The sequence below is a fragment of the Halomonas sp. N3-2A genome, assembly GCF_002216165.1.
Classification (GTDB): domain Bacteria; phylum Pseudomonadota; class Gammaproteobacteria; order Pseudomonadales; family Halomonadaceae; genus Vreelandella.
This window is the reverse complement of sequence record NZ_CP022286.1, coordinates 3,782,710-3,797,777: the sequence shown is the minus strand read 5'-3', so window position 1 is coordinate 3,797,777 and position 15,068 is coordinate 3,782,710. Positions and strand designations below refer to the sequence as shown.

Genomic DNA, 15,068 nt, shown 5'->3' with positions numbered 1-15,068 from the left:
TGTTCAACAGGTTATAGAAGACATCAAAACAGCTTTTTCCTTGATCGATTACCAGCTTTTCCCTATGCCTCATGAATAGTTGTCCACAGGACAAAAAGAGGCGTTAGTGCGTGTGGATAACCGTCTCGTTGGGCGCTACAATGGTCGGCCGTTTTCAACCGATGGTGAGATGAGTGTCACTCGCGCTTTGGCAACAGTGCCTGGACTACCTGCAGGACGAACTGAATTCACAGCAGTTCAATACCTGGATACGTCCGCTGCAGGCAGAAGAAGGAGAGACCAATGAGCTGCGCTTGTTGGCGCCGAATCGCTTTGTGCGCGACTGGGTGAGTGATAAGTATTCAAAGCGTATCAGCGAGCTGATGCGAGAACTTGCGCCATCCAAGCCTCCCAAAGTCAGTTTGACTGTAGGTAGCCGCCGTGTGGCTGCACCTGCCCCGCAGCCAAGAGATTTGGGTAATCCGGTCTCAGCATCTCCCTCAAGGCAAGCATCGCCTGCGGTTCATACGCCGCCAAGGGGAGACCTTGCTGATGAGCGAGAAATTGATCAACTGCGGGAAGAGTCACCGAATCGGCGAGGAAATGAGCGCCAGGTACAGGTTGAAGGCAGCCTAAAACATGGTAGTGGTCTTAATCCTAATTTTACCTTCGATACCTTTGTTGAAGGTAAATCGAACCAGCTCGCTCGTGCGGCATCTCGTCAGGTATCTGAAAATCCTGGCGGCGCCTATAACCCGCTGTTTTTATACGGTGGCGTTGGTTTAGGTAAAACACACTTGATGCACGCTGTCGGTAACGCCCTGGCTGGCCGCCGTGAAAATGCCCGTGTGGTGTATCTGCACTCTGAACGCTTCGTCGCGGATATGGTGAAAGCACTGCAGTTAAATGCGATTAACGACTTCAAGCGCTTTTATCGCAGCGTTGATGCGCTACTTATTGATGATATTCAGTTTTTTGCTGGAAAAGAGCGTTCCCAGGAAGAGTTTTTCCACACCTTTAATGCATTATTAGAGGGTGGTCAGCAAATGATACTTACCTCTGACCGCTATCCAAAAGAGATTAGTGGTGTGGAGGAGCGTCTGAAATCGCGCTTTGGCTGGGGCCTGACAGTGGCTATTGAGCCGCCAGAGCTTGAAACCCGCGTAGCGATTTTAATGAAAAAGGCAGATCAGGCGAAAGTCGATCTTCCACACGATGCTGCCTTCTTTATTGCTCAGAAGATTCGCTCAAACGTCCGCGAGCTTGAAGGTGCGCTGAAAAAGGTGATTGCAGATTCGCATTTCATGGGGAAAACCATTACCCAGGACTTTATTCGCGAATCGCTTAAAGACCTGTTAGCGCTTCAAGATAAGCAGGTAGGCGTTGATAATATTCAGCGAACGGTTGCCGAATATTACAAAATTAAAGTTGCCGATCTGCTTTCTAAACGCCGCTCTCGTTCCGTCGCGCGGCCGAGGCAAGTTGCTATGGCGCTAGCTAAAGAGCTGACAAATCACAGCTTGCCGGAAATAGGCGATGCCTTTGGTGGCCGTGATCACACGACCGTGTTGCACGCTTGCCGTAAGGTAAAAGCGCTGCAAGAGGAAAATGCGGATATTCGTGAAGATTACAAGAATCTTCTTCGCCTGCTAACTAGTTAACCGTTATCGTTTGGGCCTGCACTGCGGGCCTTTCAGGATAGAAACCGGAGTACCGATGAAATTTACTATTTCCCGAGAGGCGCTGCTTCGCCCGCTGACTCTGGTGGCGGGCGTAGTCGAACGGCGCCAAACGCTACCAGTACTTTCTAATGTACTGATCCAAGTAGAAGGGGATCAGGTAGCATTAACCGGTACCGACCTAGAAGTAGAGCTAGTAGGCCGTACCGTGGCGAGCCAAGTTGATCAAGAGGGTGCTGCCACGGTTCCTGCTCGTAAGCTGATGGATATCTGTAAATCGTTGCCTGATCAATCTGAGATTCAGCTGGCGGTAGAAGAGGGGCGTGCCGTACTGCGCAGTGGTCGTTCGCGCTTTACGCTATCGACGCTGCCCGTTGCAGAGTTTCCAAATATTGAAGATGCTGATGGTAGTCAAGAGCTTAGTGTGCCCAGGGGGACATTGAAGCACCTGATTGAGTCAACGTCATTTGCAATGGCCCAGCAGGATGTACGCTATTATCTGAACGGCATGCTGCTCGAAATTCAAAGTAATTTGTTGCGCACCGTTGCCACTGATGGGCACCGCTTAGCTATGTGCTCACGGCCTATTGATATTGTGGTTGACCAAGCGCAAAAGCTAATCGTACCGCGGAAAGGTATCCTAGAGCTTTCTCGCTTGTTGGACGATAGTGATGAACCGGTAAGCCTTACCCTGGGTTCAACCCATGTTCGCGCTCATACAGGCGACTTTACGTTTACCTCTAAGCTGATTGACGGCAAATTCCCTGACTACGAGCGTGTAGTGCCGCGCAATGGCGATAAAGTACTAATCGCTGAGCGTGCTGAATTGCGTCAGGTGCTTTCACGTACTGCTATTCTCTCGAATGAGAAATATCGTGGTGTGCGGCTGTACCTTGAGGAAAACAATCTTAAAGTAATGGCCAATAACCCTGAACAGGAAGAAGCCGAAGAGAATGTGGCCGTTGAGTATAATGGCGGAGCCATGGAGGTTGGTTTTAACGTAGGTTACTTAGTCGACGTGCTTTCGGTACTGGATGAGGATCGAGTGCAGATGACGCTGGCAGATCCTAACAGCAGTGCGCTGTTAGAAGAACCTGGCGGCGGTGATGCGCTTTATGTTGTTATGCCGATGCGGCTATAGCCGCAATAGCTGGCTAAAGAGGGCGGCGCTTCTGATGGCAGAAGCGCCGTTTTCGCGTTTTAAAGGATGGCAGGTTTTATGGTCTTATTTACTGGCAGTCGTTAATGAGTGTGTCTCGGTTAAATCTTCAGGGGCTGCGTAATTTAGCGCCAGTTGAGATGTGCCCGGCATCCCGTATTAATGTGATATACGGCGTTAACGGCAGTGGTAAAACTAGCCTGCTGGAAGGTATTCATATCTTAGGAATGGGGCGCTCTTTCCGGACTCGCCAGCTTAAACATGCTATACAGTCTGAGGCGCCCTATATGACGCTCTACGGCCGTTTGGCGGGGGACCCTGAGGTTACGCTTGGTGTGAGGAGAATGCGCGCACAGCGCGAGCTAGAGTTGCGTTTGCGTGGAGAGAAAGGCGTCCGCTTGGCCGAATTGGTTGAAGCTATGCCGTTGCAGCTAATAAATCCAGATGCCTTTCGCCTTCTCGAAGGATCGCCCGCAGGTCGCAGAGAGTTTTTGGATTGGGGAGTGTTTCACGTGAAACACTCTTTTCTCGACGCATGGAAGCGAACGCGCCGCGCGGTGAAACATCGGAATGCGCTCCTTAGGCGTGGTAGAATAGTCCCAAGCGAAATAGCGGTATGGGAGTATGAGTTAGCTACCTGGGGGGAGCAGATGGATGCACTCAGGCAAGCATGGTTCAACGAGTTCTTGCCGGTATTCGATGAAACCTTAAAGGAGCTGATCTCTCTACCCGATTTAACGCTGCGTTATGTAAGAGGCTGGGATAAGCAGCGCGCACTTGCGGACGTTTTGCAGGATAGTCGTCAAGTGGATCAGCAAATGGGCTTTACCCAGCAGGGGCCGCAGCGAGCAGACTTGCGAATCAGATTAAACAAGCAGCCTGCTGTCGAAGTCCTTTCCAGAGGCCAGCAAAAGCTGGTGGTTAGTGCATTAAAGCTTGCCCAGGGGCGGCTTCTGGAAAGTACCACACAACGACACTGCATCTACTTAATCGACGATTTACCAGCGGAGCTAGATAGCACGCACCGAGATCGGTTTTGCAATTTGCTTGAAAAGATGCAGTGTCAGGCATTTATTACAAGCGTCGAACCCTCCGCGCTTCGTGGTATATGGGAGCCCTCAACAGATGTCGGGATGTTTCACGTGAAACACTCCAGTCAAGGGTTAAGCCAATTACTGCCGGACGGGTAGGCGACACGGAACGAGACAGACTTCACGACGGAGTGGTCAATGAGCGAGCAGGCTTACGATTCATCAAGCATTAAGGTGCTCAAAGGGCTAGACGCAGTACGCAAGCGCCCTGGCATGTATATCGGCGATACCGACGACGGCACCGGGTTGCACCACATGGTTTTCGAGCTGGTGGATAACTCCATCGATGAAGCTCTGGCAGGTCACTGTAGTGAAATTCGTGTGGTTATCCACCCGGATGAATCAATAACGGTGAGTGATAATGGCCGTGGTGTTCCCACCGAGATACATGAAGGCGAAGGCGTCTCAGCCGCAGAAGTTATCATGACAGTGCTGCACGCTGGCGGTAAGTTCGATGATAATTCATATAAAGTATCAGGCGGTCTACACGGTGTAGGGGTGTCGGTTGTTAACGCGCTTTCGGAAGAATTGCGGCTAACCATCTGGCGTCAAGGGGAAGTGTTTGAGCAGGTCTATCACCACGGTGTACCTCAAGCGCCTCTAGGTGTTGTCGGTAAAACGGAAAAAAGTGGCACTCGTGTACATTTTCGTCCGTCACCAAATACCTTTGCGAATATCGAATTTCACTACGATATTCTCGCCAAGCGCCTACGTGAACTTTCATTTTTGAACTCAGGCGTTGCTATCCGTTTAATGGATGAGCGCAGCGGCAAAGAGGAACTGTTTCATTATGAAGGTGGCTTGAAAGCATTTGTTGACCACCTGAATAAAAATAAAACAGTTCTGAACCCTGTCTTCCATTTCAATGCAGTGCGAGAAGATGGCGTTGAAGTAGAAGTGGCGATGCAGTGGAGCGAGGCCTTCACTGAAAACATTTTTTGCTACACCAATAATATTCCTCAGCGAGATGGTGGAACTCACTTAGCGGGTTTTCGTGCCGCGCTTACGCGAACGCTTAACCACTATATCGAAGCTCAGGGGCTACTGAAAAAATCCAAGGTCAATACGTCGGGCGACGATGCTCGTGAAGGCTTGACCGCGATTATCTCGGTTAAAGTTCCCGACCCTAAATTCTCGTCTCAAACCAAAGACAAGCTGGTTTCCAGTGAGGTTAAAACGGCGGTTGAGCAAGAAATGGGGCGCCTATTTGCTGACTATCTGATCGAAAAGCCTAACGAAGCTAAATCGATCGTTAACAAGATGCTAGACGCTGCACGGGCGCGGGAAGCTGCTCGTAAAGCACGGGATATGACTCGCCGTAAGGGTGCGCTCGATATCGCTGGGCTACCTGGAAAGCTTGCTGACTGCCAAGAGAAAGACCCAAGCCAATCAGAACTTTATCTGGTGGAGGGCGACTCGGCTGGTGGCAGCGCTAAGCAGGGGCGTGACCGCCGTACCCAGGCAATTTTGCCGCTGAAAGGCAAGATACTAAACGTCGAAAAAGCGCGCTTCGATAAGATGCTGTCTTCAGCAGAAGTCGGCACGCTGATTACAGCGTTAGGCTGTGGTATTGGTCGCGAAGAGTTTAATCCCGATAAGCTACGTTACCATTCGGTCATTATTATGACGGATGCTGACGTTGACGGTTCGCACATTCGCACGTTGCTGCTAACGTTCTTTTTCCGTCAGATGCCTGAATTGATTGAGCGTGGTCACATCTTTATTGCTCAGCCTCCTCTTTATAAAATTAAGCGGGGTAAGCAAGAGCTCTACCTGAAAGATGAACAGGCAATGACTGACTACCTGACTACCACAGCACTAGATGGGGCAGGGTTATATGTCAATGCTGATGCGCCTGGCATCGCTGGTTCGCAACTAGAAGCACTGGTTACTCAGTACCGAAATGTGATGAAGCGGATTGATCGCCTTGCGCGGGTATATCCTATCGCAGTGCTCAAGCAGGCTGTGCATACAACGGCGCTTCAAGGCGAAGTCAGTCTTAAAGACCGTGTCACCATGGAAAATTGGATTGCTGAGCTACAGAAAGCAATGGATGACATGGTGGCCTATGAAGGCGGACCGCGTTACCAGTTCTATCTGCAGGAAGATAGCGAGCGCGGTTTGCACTTGCCAGCGGTGTCTTTGATTGCCCACGGTGTTACGACTGAGTATGTGTGGGGACTGGACTTCTTTGAGAGCACTGATTATCGGGCCATAACGGGCCTTGGTGAGACGTTAAATGGGTTGCTTGAAGAAGGTGCTTACATTGCCCGTGGCGAGCGTCAGAAGCCTGTTACGCACTTCTCCGAAGTGCTGGCTTGGTTGATGCAAGAGGGGCAGCGTGGGCTCTCTTTCCAACGCTATAAAGGTCTGGGGGAAATGAACCCCGATCAGCTGTGGGAAACCACCATGGATCCCGACAGCCGTCGTATGCTGCGAGTAACCATTGAAGATGCGGTTGCTGCCGATATGATGTTCAACACCTTAATGGGGGATGAAGTTGAGCCTCGCCGTGATTTTATCGAGACGAATGCGCTAGTTGCTAATCTCGATGTCTGATGTGTTTATCAGCGTGTGTTTCACGTGAAACAGTGCGATAGGCACTAATAAACGCAGTCAGATGAAAACTAAAACGCCGCGCCTAATTAAATGGGAGCGGCGTTTTTTTGCGTGGCTAGAGTAGAGAGGGGGAGGGGACGGAAGGAAGAAACGCCATTACTGCTGTTGGCATAGCCAATCTGCAAATGCCGCTAGATCGGGATAAACAAGCGTATTTTCAAGATTAGTATGACTGGCTAGCGTTTTCTCCCCTTTACCTGTTCTGACCAGCACTGAACGACATCCCACTGCTTCACCCGCTTTGAGATCTCGTAGGCTATCGCCGACCATCCAACTACCGGTGAGGCTCTTCATTGCTAATTGCTGCTGAATTTGCAAAAGCAATCCTGGCAAGGGTTTTCGACAAGCGCATTGATCATCGGGGCCGTGAGGGCAGTAAGCAATATGGGCAATACGTCCACCTTTCGCTTCAACCAGCGCCGTTAAGCGCTCATGCATTGAATGGAGCGTTGCCTCATCATAATAGCCCCGTGCAATACCCGACTGATTGGTCGCTATTGCCACGGTATATCCTGCCTGAGTTAGCTGGGCAATCGCATCGATCGCTGAAGGGTAGGGCACCCATTCGTCAAGTGACTTAATATAAGCATCAGAGTCGTGATTAATGACGCCATCACGATCAAGTATCACCAGTTGGTTAGCCGAGATCATAGAGTTCCTTATTCGCACATTACTGTTTTCTACTAGAGTAATGGGCACATAGTCATTGGGCGGGTGTTTCACGTGAAACACTTAGTCGGCCGTAACCCTGAGTTTAGTCTGAAGGGAAGCGGCGAGACAAATGTGATGAGCGAAAAAAGCCCGGCTTGATAGAAGCCGGGCTTGCTGTTGTTATCTGGGTGAACCGATATCGGCACCGAGACTTATTGCGGTAGCTGGGAAATATCTGCCACTTCAAGGAACAGTGCTTGCAGACTGGCAAGCAGTGCCAAGCGGTTATGGCGGACAGCGTCGTCATCGGCCATGACCATTACCTGATCGAAGAAAGCATCGACAGGTTCACGTAGTGTTGCCAGCGCATCTAGTGCCTGCTGGTAGTCGCCGGCTGAAAATAACGGGGCTACTTGCTGCTGACTGGCTGTTACTGCATTGAACAGCGTCTTCTCAGCCTCTTCCTGAAGTAGGCTCTGATCAACCTGGGTACTACCGTTGTGTTCCTGCTTGCTAAGGATATTAGAAACCCGCTTGTTCGCGGCAGCCAAAGCAGCGGCTTCTTCCCGCTGTGCAAAGGCCTTAACGGCACGCAAGCGGCGAGCAAAATCCAGCGGTTTAGTTACTGGGCGAGCGCGTACCGCCAAGTACATTTCAGCACTAATACCTTCTTCTTGGCCCCAGGCGCGGAAGCGGTCCAGCATGTAGGTCAATACGTCTTCCACCAAGCCTTCCGCCTTAGGCAGGCTTTGGTGCTGTTCTGCGGCTACGCTGAGTAGCTCGCGAAGATCTAAATTAAGCTGACCTTTGACCAGGATGTTAAGCACACCAATAGAGGCTCGGCGTAGGGCAAACGGATCCTTTGCGCCGGTTGGGCGCTGGCCAATCCCAAAGATGCCAACCAGGGTATCTAGCCGGTCAGCCAATGCTAGCGCTTGGCCTGCAAGGCTTTGTGGAATGTCGTCACTGGCAAAGCGGGGCAGGTACTGCTCTTCTAATGCCTGAGCAACCTCAGCGGGCTCACCATCCTGTTCGGCATAATAGCGGCCCATAATGCCCTGAAGTTCTGGGAACTCGAGCACCATCTCGGTGACCAAATCGCACTTGGCCAGTGCCACTGCGCGCTGGGCGTGGCTCACATCTGCATTAATGTGCTCGGCAATATACGTTGCTATCGCTGTGCTGCGACGTGCTTTGTCAGCCAAGGTGCCTAACTGTTGTTGGAATACCACGCTTTCCAACTGAGGAATACGTGAGGCGAGAGTACGCTTCCGGTCAGTTTCGTAGAAGAAGGCCGCATCGGCCAGGCGTGGGCGAATGACCTTTTCATTGCCGGAAATCACCTGTTGCGGATCAGCGCTGTCGATGTTCGAAATAGTAATGAACAGCGGTTTCAGCTTGCCTTGGTCATCCAGCAGGTGGAAGTACTTTTGGTTAGCCTTCATGGACGAGATTAAGCACTCGGCGGGCACTTCCAGAAAGCGTTCATCGAAGCTGCCGGTTAATGCGACTGGCCATTCGACCAGGCCGCTGACTTCTACCAACAACTCTTCGTCGATAACGGCATTGGCTTCTTGAACCTCTGCTTCAGCTAATACCTGTTCACGAATACGTTCGCGGCGCCGTTGGCGATCGGCTAGGACGTAGGCATTTTCCAGTGCGGCTAGGTAGTCATCGGCATGCTCAAGCTGTATGGCATCTGGCGCATGGAAGCGGTGGCCAAAGGTGGTACGGCTAGCCTGAAGGCCAAGCGCTTCTGCGGCAATGACGTCGCTGCCATACAGGGCAACTAACCAGTGAACTGGGCGGGAGAACTCAACGCGTGACGAACCCCAGCGCATATTCTTAGGTACCGGTAGCGATTGTAGCGTTTTGCGAACCATCTCTGGCAGCAGCGCCTGTACCGTCTCGCCTTGCTGCTGTTCGCGGAAACCAAGCCAAGTACCTTTATCGGTTTCTAGGTGAATCAGCTCATCAACGCTGACGCCGCAAGAACGCGCGAAGCCTTCGGCTGCTTTGGTGGGCACGCCGTCCTTGAATGCAGCGGCTAGGGCAGGGCCACGACGCTCAACCTCACGGTCAGGCTGCTTGTCTGCAAGCCCGCTAACCTGTACTGCTAAACGGCGCGGGGTCGCGTAAGCAGCGATGCTTTGGAAGGAAATCTCGGCTTCTTGCAGGCCTTTTTCGATGCCTGCAGCAAATGCATCGGAAAGTGTATCTAGCGCAGCGGGGGGAAGCTCTTCGGCACCTAGTTCTAATAGAAGCGTATCAACAGCCATTATGCGTCTCCCTGGTCGGCTAGTAGTTCGCGGCGTAGGGCTTCGGGCGCCATTGGGAATCCTTCTGCTTTACGAGACTCAAAATAGGCAGTGGCGACATCCCGTGCCATGGTGCGAACGCGCAGAATAAAGCGCTGCCGTTCGGTCACGGAAATCGCATGACGAGCATCTAACAGGTTAAACGTATGGGACGCTTTCAGAACTTGCTCATAGGCAGGCAGCGGCAGGTTGGCTACCAGAAGCTTACTGCACTCTTTTTCCTGGTGGTCAAAGGCGGCAAATAGCTGATCAACGTCAGCATGCTCAAAATTATACGCCGACTGCTCACGTTCATTCTGAAGATAAACATCGCCGTAGCTGACCTTGCTGCCGTCGGGGGCAATGGCCCATACCAGGTCATATACGCTATCGACGTTTTGCAGGTACATGGCGATACGCTCAAGCCCGTAGGTGAGCTCACCAGTAACGGGGTAGCATTCAATGCCGCCTGCCTGCTGGAAATAAGTAAACTGGGTGACTTCCATACCGTTGAGCCACACTTCCCAACCTAGGCCCCAGGCACCTAGGGTAGGGGATTCCCAGTTATCTTCCACGAAGCGTATGTCATGGACGAGAGGATCGAGCCCCAGGCGCTTTAAAGAGCCTAAATAGAGATCCTGCAGATTGCTGGGCGATGGCTTCATTACCACCTGAAACTGATAATAGTGCTGTAGGCGGTTGGGGTTTTCACCGTAGCGGCCGTCTGTTGGACGGCGGGAAGGCTGCACATAGGCCGCGTTCCAGGTTTCTGGACCAATTGCCCGTAGGAAGGTGGCAGGGTGGAAGGTGCCCGCGCCGACTTCCATATCGAGAGGTTGGAGAATGACACAGCCCTGTTCTGCCCAGTATTGTTGCAGAGCAAGGATCAAGCCTTGAAAGGTCGACACATCGGGTGTCGATTGGTTTGTCGAGACACTCATCGCGGAAAGCACCGTTGGCCATGAATTCATAGGCCGTCAAGTATACAATCACAGAGAGATGGGTTATAGGCACGTTAGCCAACAGAGCTGTTTTTGGTGAGGAGAACGAGATGATCGTTGTAACAGGCGGGGCTGGTTTTATCGGTGCCAATATTGTCAAAGCGCTGAACGCTCGTGGCCGCGATGATGTGATGGTGGTTGATGACCTGCGTGACGGCACTAAGTTCGTCAATTTAGCTGACTGCACGTTGGCCGATTATCTGGATAAAGATGATTTTCTAGCGCGGATTAAGGCGGCATTGCGAGGTGAGTCAGTCGATTTGCCAACCATTGATGCTATTTTCCATGAGGGTGCGTGCTCCGATACGACGGAGTGGGATGGGCACTACATGATGGAGAATAACTTCGAGTACTCAAAAGTGCTGCTTAACTACTGTGAAGCGTTAGGCATTCCATTTTTATACGCATCATCAGCAGCTACTTACGGCGGTAGTGAGGTGTTTAAAGAGGCGCCTGAGCACGAAAAGCCGCTCAACGTCTATGGCTACTCTAAGCTGCTGTTTGATCAGCACGTGCGCTCTCGCTGGGATGAGTTGACGACACAAGTAGTTGGCTTTCGTTACTTCAATGTTTATGGCCCCCGTGAACAGCATAAGGGCAAGATGGCGAGTGTCGCCTACCATAACCATTTACAAATTCGGAATGGGGAAACGTTAAAGCTGTTTGGGGCTTACGGCGGTTATGAAGCAGGAATGCAGAGTCGCGACTTTGTTTTCGTTGGCGATGTGGTGGCTGTCAACCTGTGGTTTTTAGATAACCCTCATGCGTCCGGTATTTTTAATTTGGGCACTGGGCGAGCCGAGCCTTTCAAAGCTATTGGCGAGGCTGTAATCGATTTTTATGGTCAGGGTGAAATTGACTACATACCTTTCCCTGAAGAACTAAAAGGCCGCTATCAAAGTTACACGCGTGCAGATATCAGCAATCTGCGTGCCTCTGGTTGCGATGTTGAGTTCAAAACCGTTGCCCAGGGTGTGAAAGCCTACTTGGAGTGGCTAAATGGCTAATTCTGCCAAGCGCATATTGGTGGTCGGCCCTTCGTGGGTCGGCGATATGGTGATGGCGCAAAGCCTGTTTATGACCTTGAAAGACCGTAACCCAGGGGCAACCCTGGGGGTGGTCGCTCCGGCATGGTCACAGCCTATTTTGGAGCGTATGCCTGAGGTAGACGAGGTGCTTCCATTGGCAGTAGGGCATGGTGAATTTGGCCTAGCCAGCCGCCGTGAGCTGGCTGCCCGTTTACGAGGACGCTTTGATCGTGCCATTGTTCTGCCACGCTCTTGGAAAGCGGCGCTGGTGCCCTTTATGGCACGTATTCCCGAGCGCATCGGTTTTTTGGGTGAACACCGTTACGGCTTATTGAAAGAGCGCCGCAAGTTGGATAAGCAGGTGTTGGATCAAACGGTTAAGCGGTTTGTTTCTCTGGGCCTGCCGCTGGAAGAAGCCATACAAGGCGAATTTGAGATTCCGACACCGCGTTTAACGATTGATCGAAATAACTTGGTCAATTTACGTCTTACTCATGCGCTATCGTCGCGTCCAGCCATCGGTATGATGCCCGGAGCGGAGTACGGGCCCGCTAAGCAGTGGCCGTTAGGCTATTTCCATGCGTTAGCGGTGCGACTGGTTAAGGATGGATTTGAGGTGCGTGTGTTTGGCGGGCCGAAAGATAACGCTGCAGGTGAAAGCATTGTGAAAGGGTTGCCCCATGCGCATAACTTATGCGGCAAAACCCAATTGGCGGATGCGGTAGATCTATTGGCAGACTGCCGTCAGGTGGTCACCAACGATTCAGGCTTAATGCACGTTGCCGCCGCGGTAGGCGTGCGCATTCACGCTCTGTACGGCTCTTCATCGCCTAGATATACCCCACCCTTAACCGACAATGCTGCCATTCACTATTTGGCGCTTTCCTGCTCACCTTGCTTTAAGCGTACCTGCCCGCTGGGGCATACCAACTGTCTGAATGATTTAGGCGTGGAGCAAGTGTACCGAGCGATGAGTGTCGATAGTCAGCGTGCTAACGGCGCTAACGTTAGCGCATAATCTCGACTTCATCAGCCTGATCAGCAGGCGTTTCTATGACTTGTTGGTCGGCGCTTTCTTGAGGTTCGCGCCGTTGAGGGGTCAGTCCTTCCCAAAGACGGTGCTGTAAGGCGGTCTCTTCCCGGAGCCGCTCGTTAAGCACCTCAAGCCCATGCGTTTCAACCAGCGTTGGTTGACTGCTAAGTAGAGATGCCCCGAGCCCTGCACGGTTATCGCTAAGCGGTAGGCCCATTGCGTCCAAAATAGTCGGGAATACGTCTAACATTGTCGCCCCCCGATGCACTGTCAGCGGTGAGATACCTTCGCCCAGCATGATCAGCGTATTGTCTCGGTCTAGTGTTGTCAGTTGATCCCAAACCGACACTCGCATCGTGAGGTGGTCGCTGAGCACGACAACCAATGTATTTTCGAGCAGGCCTTCTTGTTCAAGACGCTCAATAAGGTCACGTGCCTGGCTCGCTGAACATTTCACCGAATATAAGATATCTTGACCATCGAATTCGCCCTGACGGTCTATGCATGTCTGGGAGGGAAAGCCATTAGGGGCGTGACCAGCAATGCTGAGATTCACCACTGCCCATGGGCCGTCATCTTGTTCACTTAAACGACGAATCTCATCCACCGTAAAATCGTAAAGCGTATCATCGTATAGACCCCAGCTATTTAGGTACTCTGGGTCCTTGAGTTCCGCTGACAGCTCTTCCTTGCCTTTTACCGTATCAAACTGATGGCCGCGATAGAAAAGCCCTTTACCAGCAAACTGAGCACTCGCTCCACCCAAATAGCTAAGTCGATAGCCTTGAGCCGCTAGCACATCACCCAGGCAATCGACGCCGGGAACTACTTTGGAAAGCGGCTCGAACTGGCTGTCGTGCAAAAGTCCCGCAGGCATCAGCGGCACACCACACTGGCTAGCAATCATGCCTGCCATGGTCCAGCCGGTATTTTCCATTTGCTGGATACCTTCAAAGACCAGCCCGCGTTCGCCTAACGCGGTTAAGTCAGCATAAGCATCACCAAATAGCTCATTACGATACGTACGCTCAATGCTTTCCAGGTACATGACCAGCAGGTTAGGCGTATTAGCTTGATCGTCCGTGGGCGGCGGCACGTAACGGCGGTCTAGCCAGGCACCATCGTCCGTTACAATGGCTGCGCTGCGCTGCCCTAAACCGTAAAGCATTGGATTTGCGGCCAATAAGAGGAGGGCAACGAAGCGTTCAGTGAGCCGCCATCGCTGATCATGCCGCGTGATCCAGGTAACGGATGCCAGCACTGCGATGACGCTCACTGTGTAAATAACGGCAGTGATCATTTTTTCAGCACCGCCATGTTCGGCCATGCCCGCCTGAAGGTGGAAAAACACCGCACCTAAATCAACATTGCCAAAGCTATCGGCTAAGTAGACATAAATGCCTAGTAAGCTGAGCGGTGCCAGCGACCAAGGCCACATCGTGCGGTAGCGGGCGTTTTGCGGTGCTCCCCAGCGTAACTTGATGCCGAAACCTAGCCATACAGCGGCTGTGAAAAATAGTGTCCACCAAGGTAGCCGAGTAAGCACGGTGAGGGCATAGCCAAGACAGATGCCGATTACGAGTAGTGGCAACCATGGAGTAAGTTTGAGTGACCTTAGTGCTGGCATGCGTCTCCCGAAACGAGTGTTGATAGAGTAAAGAAATACGGACGCATATTGATCACAAGATCAGGTGAGAGATTGCCCGGTAGTAGAGATATCTTTAGTGATATCAACACGTCGTAATAGAAAATTTACAGCGTATTATAGGCGGTTATTAGCATTATTTTTGGCATATTTCCAAAAAACGCCATTTGCATTAGCCACAGATATAGTCAGCCCACGCCAGCCATCCAGTATGCCGAGGCGGAAAAAATAAGTGCGTATAAATGCGTAAAGTGCTTTGAGAAATATCAGCGCAAAAGGATAGTGCTTGAGTTTTTTTGATGATGCGCGAAGGTCTGAATAGCGATTTATCTTATCAAGAAACTGAGCGAGGTCGTTAACGGCAAGATGTTCAATTTTTCCATTAAGCTGAGAAACTTCTGTATTTTTTTCTAAGCTCACTGACTCATGAACAGCGGCATCATTAAAGTTACCTGTGTTACGGTTAAACAGTCGAATTAACCAGTCATTTCCCCAGCCAGAGTGGTGAACGGGTTTACCCAGCATCCAGTTTTCGCGCAATATTTTGCCAGCCTGCTGAGGTGTTGCAGTGGCGACCCAGTCATTAATCGCAGCGTTAAGCTCTTTTGTTGGCGCTTCGTCAGCATCTATTGAGAAGATCCAGTCATATTTTGCTAACGATACGGCAGCACGCTTGGTAGGGCCAAAGCCTAAAAATTCACCATGGTGTAATGTTGTATTGGAGTAGGCTTGTACAATGCTACATGTGTCGTCTGTGGAGCCGTTGTCATATACCACGACATCGTCATAGCACGTCAAGGCGTCTAGTGTTCGGCTAAGTGTCGCGGCCGCATTGCGAGTAATGATAACGACGCTCACATCCATAGACATTTATTCACACCCTGCT

Annotated in this window: 11 protein-coding genes; 6 read left to right on the top strand and 5 right to left on the bottom strand. The window is 51.4% G+C overall.

Annotation, left to right across the window (positions count from 1 at the left end):
* Positions 1–173 precede the first annotated feature (173 nt).
* From dnaA to gyrB, 4 genes are all read left to right on the top strand, one after another.
* A complete protein-coding gene (dnaA, locus tag CEK60_RS17760; RefSeq protein ID WP_038479938.1) occupies positions 174–1,640 on the top strand; it encodes a chromosomal replication initiator protein DnaA in 1,467 nt (488 codons plus the stop codon).
* Positions 1,641–1,695: 55 nt separating this feature from the next.
* Positions 1,696–2,799 (top strand): DNA polymerase III subunit beta, encoded by a 1,104-nt coding sequence (gene dnaN, locus CEK60_RS17755; protein ID WP_009723350.1) that lies wholly within the window; start codon positions 1,696–1,698, stop codon positions 2,797–2,799.
* Positions 2,800–2,903: 104 nt separating this feature from the next.
* Complete coding sequence (gene recF / locus CEK60_RS17750; RefSeq protein WP_089040120.1) at positions 2,904–4,007, top strand: DNA replication/repair protein RecF; 1,104 nt, start codon at positions 2,904–2,906, stop codon at positions 4,005–4,007.
* Between the two features lie 39 nt (positions 4,008–4,046).
* A complete protein-coding gene (gyrB, locus tag CEK60_RS17745) occupies positions 4,047–6,467 on the top strand; it encodes a DNA topoisomerase (ATP-hydrolyzing) subunit B (RefSeq protein WP_089040119.1) in 2,421 nt (806 codons plus the stop codon).
* Positions 6,468–6,623: 156 nt separating this feature from the next.
* On the opposite strand, the gene gmhB is transcribed toward gyrB, so the two are convergent.
* The 3 genes from gmhB to glyQ all read right to left on the bottom strand — a co-directional run bounded on the left by gmhB (position 6,624) and on the right by glyQ (position 10,416).
* Complete coding sequence (gene gmhB / locus CEK60_RS17740; RefSeq protein WP_089040118.1) at positions 6,624–7,178, bottom strand: D-glycero-beta-D-manno-heptose 1,7-bisphosphate 7-phosphatase; 555 nt, start codon at positions 7,176–7,178, stop codon at positions 6,624–6,626.
* Positions 7,179–7,390: 212 nt separating this feature from the next.
* Entirely contained in the window at positions 7,391–9,457 is a 2,067-nt protein-coding gene (gene glyS / locus CEK60_RS17735) for a glycine--tRNA ligase subunit beta (RefSeq protein WP_089040117.1), read from the bottom strand.
* Positions 9,457–10,416 (bottom strand): glycine--tRNA ligase subunit alpha, encoded by a 960-nt coding sequence (glyQ, locus tag CEK60_RS17730; protein ID WP_089040116.1) that lies wholly within the window; start codon positions 10,414–10,416, stop codon positions 9,457–9,459. Before glyQ ends, glyS begins: the two co-directional genes overlap by 1 nt.
* Positions 10,417–10,526: 110 nt before the next feature.
* On the opposite strand from glyQ, the gene rfaD reads away from it, so the two are divergent.
* Together rfaD and waaF are read left to right on the top strand one after the other, a co-directional pair.
* The gene (gene rfaD / locus CEK60_RS17725; protein ID WP_089040115.1) at positions 10,527–11,483 is read left to right on the top strand and encodes an ADP-glyceromanno-heptose 6-epimerase; all 957 of its coding nucleotides are present in this window, start codon (positions 10,527–10,529) and stop codon (positions 11,481–11,483) included.
* Entirely contained in the window at positions 11,476–12,522 is a 1,047-nt protein-coding gene (gene waaF / locus CEK60_RS17720) for a lipopolysaccharide heptosyltransferase II (protein WP_089040114.1), read from the top strand. The genes rfaD and waaF overlap by 8 nt, the downstream gene beginning before the upstream one ends.
* On the opposite strand, the gene CEK60_RS17715 is transcribed toward waaF, so the two are convergent.
* Both CEK60_RS17715 and CEK60_RS17710 read right to left on the bottom strand, forming a co-directional pair.
* Positions 12,512–14,164, bottom strand: a complete 1,653-nt coding sequence (locus CEK60_RS17715; protein ID WP_089040113.1) for a sulfatase-like hydrolase/transferase — start codon at positions 14,162–14,164, stop codon at positions 12,512–12,514. The genes waaF and CEK60_RS17715 overlap by 11 nt on opposite strands.
* Before the next feature lie 135 nt (positions 14,165–14,299).
* Positions 14,300–15,046: a glycosyltransferase family 2 protein gene (locus CEK60_RS17710; RefSeq protein ID WP_232471528.1), complete on the bottom strand. Its 747-nt coding sequence runs from the start codon at positions 15,044–15,046 to the stop codon at positions 14,300–14,302.
* Positions 15,047–15,068: the final 22 nt, after the last annotated feature.

Coding starts and splice junctions, on each gene's coding strand:
- dnaN (WP_009723350.1), top strand. CDS start 1,696: ATGAAATTTACTATTTCCCGAGAGGCGCTGCTTCGCCCGCTGACTCTG.
- recF (WP_089040120.1), top strand. CDS start 2,904: ATGAGTGTGTCTCGGTTAAATCTTCAGGGGCTGCGTAATTTAGCGCCA.
- gyrB (WP_089040119.1), top strand. CDS start 4,047: ATGAGCGAGCAGGCTTACGATTCATCAAGCATTAAGGTGCTCAAAGGG.
- gmhB (WP_089040118.1), bottom strand. CDS start 7,178: ATGATCTCGGCTAACCAACTGGTGATACTTGATCGTGATGGCGTCATT.
- glyS (WP_089040117.1), bottom strand. CDS start 9,457: ATGGCTGTTGATACGCTTCTATTAGAACTAGGTGCCGAAGAGCTTCCC.
- glyQ (WP_089040116.1), bottom strand. CDS start 10,416: ATGAGTGTCTCGACAAACCAATCGACACCCGATGTGTCGACCTTTCAA.
- rfaD (WP_089040115.1), top strand. CDS start 10,527: ATGATCGTTGTAACAGGCGGGGCTGGTTTTATCGGTGCCAATATTGTC.
- waaF (WP_089040114.1), top strand. CDS start 11,476: ATGGCTAATTCTGCCAAGCGCATATTGGTGGTCGGCCCTTCGTGGGTC.
- CEK60_RS17715 (WP_089040113.1), bottom strand. CDS start 14,164: ATGCCAGCACTAAGGTCACTCAAACTTACTCCATGGTTGCCACTACTC.
- CEK60_RS17710 (WP_232471528.1), bottom strand. CDS start 15,046: ATGGATGTGAGCGTCGTTATCATTACTCGCAATGCGGCCGCGACACTT.